6 protein-coding genes are annotated in these 4486 nt (G+C 70.2%); all 6 read left to right on the top strand.

Annotated features, from left to right (window positions below; translation table 11 throughout):
* Nucleotides 1-445: endoribonuclease YicC domain-containing protein (locus WBA11_RS10310; RefSeq protein ID WP_424520610.1), on the top strand; the 445-nt coding region annotated here is incomplete at its 5' end.
* An 88-nt stretch (nucleotides 446-533) separates the two neighbouring features.
* The gene (gene gmk / locus WBA11_RS10305) at nucleotides 534-1109 is read left to right on the top strand and encodes a guanylate kinase (protein ID WP_424520609.1); all 576 of its coding nucleotides are present in this window, start codon (nucleotides 534-536) and stop codon (nucleotides 1107-1109) included.
* A gap of 121 nt (nucleotides 1110-1230) precedes the next feature.
* Nucleotides 1231-1542, top strand: coding sequence for a DNA-directed RNA polymerase subunit omega (locus tag WBA11_RS10300; protein WP_424520608.1), 312 nt, complete (start codon nucleotides 1231-1233; stop codon nucleotides 1540-1542).
* A 13-nt stretch (nucleotides 1543-1555) separates the two neighbouring features.
* The gene (coaBC, locus tag WBA11_RS10295; RefSeq protein WP_424520607.1) at nucleotides 1556-2773 is read left to right on the top strand and encodes a bifunctional phosphopantothenoylcysteine decarboxylase/phosphopantothenate--cysteine ligase CoaBC; all 1218 of its coding nucleotides are present in this window, start codon (nucleotides 1556-1558) and stop codon (nucleotides 2771-2773) included.
* Between the two features lie 19 nt (nucleotides 2774-2792).
* Complete coding sequence (locus WBA11_RS10290; RefSeq protein WP_424520606.1) at nucleotides 2793-3524, top strand: SGNH/GDSL hydrolase family protein; 732 nt, start codon at nucleotides 2793-2795, stop codon at nucleotides 3522-3524.
* A gap of 39 nt (nucleotides 3525-3563) precedes the next feature.
* Nucleotides 3564-4486: alkaline phosphatase family protein (locus WBA11_RS10285; protein WP_424520605.1), on the top strand; the 923-nt coding region annotated here is incomplete at its 3' end.

The raw sequence follows: 4486 nt of genomic DNA, 5'->3' as shown, positions 1-4486 counted from the left end.
GCTCGAGGCCATGCGCCGCGCCGAGGGCGCCACCCTCGCCGCCGACCTCGAGGCCCGCGTCGGCGCCCTTGAGGCCCTCACCGCGTCGGTCGACGAACGCGCACCGAACCGGCTCGTCGAGGCCCGGCAACGGCTTCTCGACCGGCTCTCCGACCTCGAGGGCTCGCTCGAGGCCGGGCGCCTCGAGGCCGAGGCCGTCATGCTGGCCGACAAGCTCGACGTCACCGAGGAGACCGTCCGCTTGCGGTCGCACCTGGGCCAGTTCCGCGCCGCCCTCGAGGCCGACGAGCCGGTCGGGCGGCGGCTCAACTTCCTGGTCCAGGAGATCGGCCGCGAGGTCAACACGGTCGGGTCCAAGGCCAACGACGCGGCCTTGACGCGTCTCGCGGTCTCGATGAAGGAGGAGGTCGAGAAGATCCGCGAACAGGTGCAGAACGTTGTCTAGGTGTTGGGGACTGGGGGTTAGGGGTTGGGGTTACTCCCGCTCGTTCCGCGTTTCCCCAGCCCCCAATCCCTAACCCCCAACACCTCCCATGACGCTCCTCGTGCTCACAGCGCCCAGCGGGGCCGGCAAAACGACCATCGCCCGGCGCCTGATGGACGAGGTACCGGGGCTCACCTTCTCAGTCAGCGCGACGACGCGAGCACCGCGCACGGGCGAGGTCGACGACGTCCACTACCACTTCCTCGATGCCGACACGTTCGTCGAGCGCATCGAGGCCGGCGACTTTCTCGAGCACGAGGAGGTCTATCCGGGCCGTTTCTACGGCACGCTCCGCCCCGAACTCGAGGCCCTCGCCTTGCGCGGCGACGTCCGGGCCGTCGTCCTCGACATCGACGTCAAGGGTGCGATCAACGTCAAGCGGATCTACGGCGACGACGTGCTGACGCTGTTCGTCGCCCCTCCAAACATCGGCGTGCTGTCCGATCGGCTGCGCAGTCGCGGGACGGAGAACGCCAAGCAGATCGCGATGCGGCTCGACCGGGCCGCGATGGAGATCGCAGCGGCGCCCGAGTTCGACGTCACCGTCGTCAACGACGACCTCGAGGCCGCGGTCGCGGAGACCATCGAGGTCGTCCAGACGTTCTTGGAGTCGCGCGGGGTGTAAATCGTCGGACATGTCCTCGAGGGCGAGTGAGCCCCGGCTCGCACTCGTTCCCCGATTCTTCCCGGCTGTGGCCCGTCCCCACGCGTAGTCTATCCCTCTTCTGTCCGACCGATCCCCAGATATGGCGCTCCAGACTCTCGACACGAAAAAGCTCGCCGACGAGACCGGCAACCTCTACGAGACGGTCGCTCTGATCTCGAAGCGGGCGCGCCAGCTCTCGTCCAAGACCAAGGCCGAGCTCGACCAGCGCCTGAGCTACTTCGAGGACCTGTCGCTCGACCCCGCCGAGGAGCTCCGCTCCAACGAGGACCAGCTCCGGATCTCGCTCGAGTACGAGCGGCAGCCCAAGCCCACGCGCGCGGCCATCGACGAGCTCCAGGAGGGCGAGCTCTACTACCGCAACCCGACGGCAGCCGAGAGCGAGGAGCTCTAGACCGGCACCGCGGGTGGCGCTCGACGGCAAACGCATCGTCCTCGGCATCACGGGGAGCATCGCGGCCTACAAAGCCGCCGATCTCACGCGGCGACTCCTCAAGGCCGGCGCCGACGTGCAGCCCGTCATGACGACGTCGGCTGGGCGGTTCATCCCGCCGCTCACGATCGCGACGCTGGCCGGCAAGCCCGTCCTGTCGGAGCTGTTTCCCGAGGCGGGTCAGGCGCAGGACGCCTGGACCAAGCACGTCGAGCTCGGCCTGTGGGCCGACGCCATCGTGATCGCGCCCGCGACCGCCCAGACGATGGCGAGCCTGGCGGGCGGCTTCTGCGATTCCATGCTGGCCGCGATCGTGCTTTCGGCGCGGTGCCCGGTCATGGTGGCCCCGGCCATGGACCACGACATGTGGGCGCACCCGGCCACGCGCCGCAACGTGTCCGTCCTCGAGGGCGACGGCGTCGAGGTCGTATCGCCCGCGCATGGAGAGTTGGCCTCGGGCCTAGTCGGCGACGGGCGTCTGCCAGAGCCGGAGGATCTGGTCCGTCTCATCGACGAGTGGATGGCGTCCTCGAAGATGGATGCCGACCTCGAGGGCGGACCTTCGATGGCAGGCCGGCACGTCTTGGTGACGGCTGGCCCGACGCGCGAGGCCATGGATCCGGTCCGGTTCCTGTCCAACGGCTCGACGGGTCAGATGGGCTTCGCCATAGCAGCCCAAGCGGCGGCACGAGGCGCACGCGTGACGCTGCTCGCAGGCCCCGTCGCTCTCGAGACGCCGCCCGGCGTCGACCGCGTCGACATCGTGACGGCGGACGACCTGATGCACGCCGCCCTCGAGGTCGACCCGGACGTCGTGATCGCTGCGGCCGCCGTGAGCGACTATGCGCCCGCTGAGACCTCGGACCGGAAGCTTAAGAAAGGGGACGACGACCTGACGCTCCACCTGCAGCGCACGCCCGACGTGCTGGCCGCGCTCGGCGAACGGCGGCGCGACGGGCAGACACTCGTCGGGTTCGCTTTGGAGACGCACGATGGCGAGGCCCACGCTCGGGCCAAGCTGGAGCGCAAGAACCTCGACTGGATCGCGCTCAACGTCCAGGGCGAGGCGGGCGCCGGCATGGGGTCCGCCACGAACCGCGTGACGCTGTTGGGGGCCGACGGCCAGCGCGTCGAGATCCCCACGTCCTCGAAGGCCGACGTCGCCGCTGCGATCCTGGACGCGATCGCGTGACGCCCTCGCCGCCGGCCGTATGACCGAGCCCACTGGCACGCCTTCGAGAGACGCGACCTCGACCTGCGAGGTCGGCGCAGCCAGGCCGCTCCGCGTTCTAGCCCTGGGCGACTCGTACACCGTCGGCGAGGGCGTCGCGTCGGACGAGCGGTGGCCGACCCGTGTCGCCGCGACCCTTCGAGAGCGCGGCCTCGAGGTCGCAGAGCCCGAGATCGTGGCCGCTACTGGCTGGACGACCGACGAGCTCGCCGCCGGCATCGAGGCTGCCGACCTCGACCCGCCGTACGACGCGGTCACACTCCTGATCGGCGTCAACAACCAATACCGCGGGGGCGACCTCGAGGTCTACCGCCGCGAGCACGCCGACCTGCTGGACCAGGCCATCGCGTTCGCCGGTGGCGAGCCCGCGCGCGTCGTCGCGGTCTCTTTTCCCGACTGGGGCGTCACGCCCTTCGCTACCCAGCCTCGGCCCGATGGCGCGGGACGCGACCCGGCCCAGATCGCCCTCGAGGTCGACGCCTTCAACGAGGCCGCACGCGCGACCGCTCATGGGGCCGGCGTCGCCTGGGTCGACGTCACGCTGACCTCGAGGACGCAAGGAGATCTCGTCGCCGACGACCGCCTGCATCCTAGCGGCGACGCCTACGCCGCCTGGGCCGACCTGATCGCGCCCGCCCTCGAGGACGCGCTCCGCGCCTCGGCCTCGAGGGCGGCGCTGCCGACGCGTGACAGCCGTCGCGGCACTCTGTAGGGGATGACTGCGTTCCGAGCGGGCGCCCACGTTTGTCTCATGTTTGCTCGCTCGCTCTTCATCTTCGTTCTGCTTGCCCTCGTGGGGTGCGCGGCGTTCAATCCCATTGCGGACGTCGTCCAGCTCCCCGACGAGTCGGAGGCCGTCGCTCATCGCGCGGGAGGCTTGGGCGAGCGCGACTCGGTCCGCTTCGTGATCCACGTCAGCATCGACGGGCTCCGACCGGACGCCGTCGAGCGCCTCCCGATGCCGGCCCTCACGCGCTTGCGGCTCGAGGGCGCCTGGACGCACAACGCGCGGACGGACGCCGACTACCGGATCACGCTTCCGAACCACGCCGCGCAGCTCACCTCGAGGCCGGTGCTCGGTGACGACGGCCACGGGTGGACCACCAACCGAGACCCGCGCCCCGGCGTCACGATCCACTCCAACCGCGGCCGCTACGTCCCGAGCGTGTTCGACGTCGCGCACGACCACGGGCTCTCGACCTCCGCGTTCGTCAGCAAGTCCAAGTTCTCGATCTTCGACGTGAGCTACGACGGCGCCCACGGCGCCCCGGACACGACCGGCGCTGACGACGGCCGCGACAAGATCGACACGTTCGTCTACGATGCCGACACGGACGACCTGGTCGACCAGCTCGTTGACCAGCTCCAGACCGACCCGGCGGCCTACACGTTCGTCCACCTGCGCGACCCGGACGCGGCCGGGCACCTGTTCCGCTGGAGCCTGCGCCGCGGCAGCCGCTACCTCCGCGCCGTCGAAGACGCCGACCGCCTGGTCGGGCGCGTCCTCGAGGCCGTCGAGGGCTCGCCGCGCCTGTCCGGCCGCACGGCCGTCATCGTCACGGCCGACCACGGCGGGTCTGGGCGGCACCACCAGACCGAGCGGCCGTTCCACTACACGGTCCCGTTCTACGTCTGGAGCCCCGGCGTCCCTCGCGCTAACCTCTACGACCTCAA

The sequence above is a fragment of the Rubrivirga sp. genome, from assembly GCF_049648075.1.
Classification (GTDB): domain Bacteria; phylum Bacteroidota; class Rhodothermia; order Rhodothermales; family Rubricoccaceae; genus Rubrivirga.
Note: the sequence above shows the minus strand (reverse complement) of the source record. Positions and strands in the feature narration are given on the sequence as shown.

What these genes read in the sequence shown, in the direction of transcription:
- WBA11_RS10290 (WP_424520606.1), top strand. Translation starts at nt 2,793, where the DNA reads ATGACCGAGCCCACTGGCACGCCTTCGAGAGACGCGACCTCGACCTGC.
- WBA11_RS10300 (WP_424520608.1), top strand. Translation starts at nt 1,231, where the DNA reads ATGGCGCTCCAGACTCTCGACACGAAAAAGCTCGCCGACGAGACCGGC.
- gmk (WP_424520609.1), top strand. Translation starts at nt 534, where the DNA reads ATGACGCTCCTCGTGCTCACAGCGCCCAGCGGGGCCGGCAAAACGACC.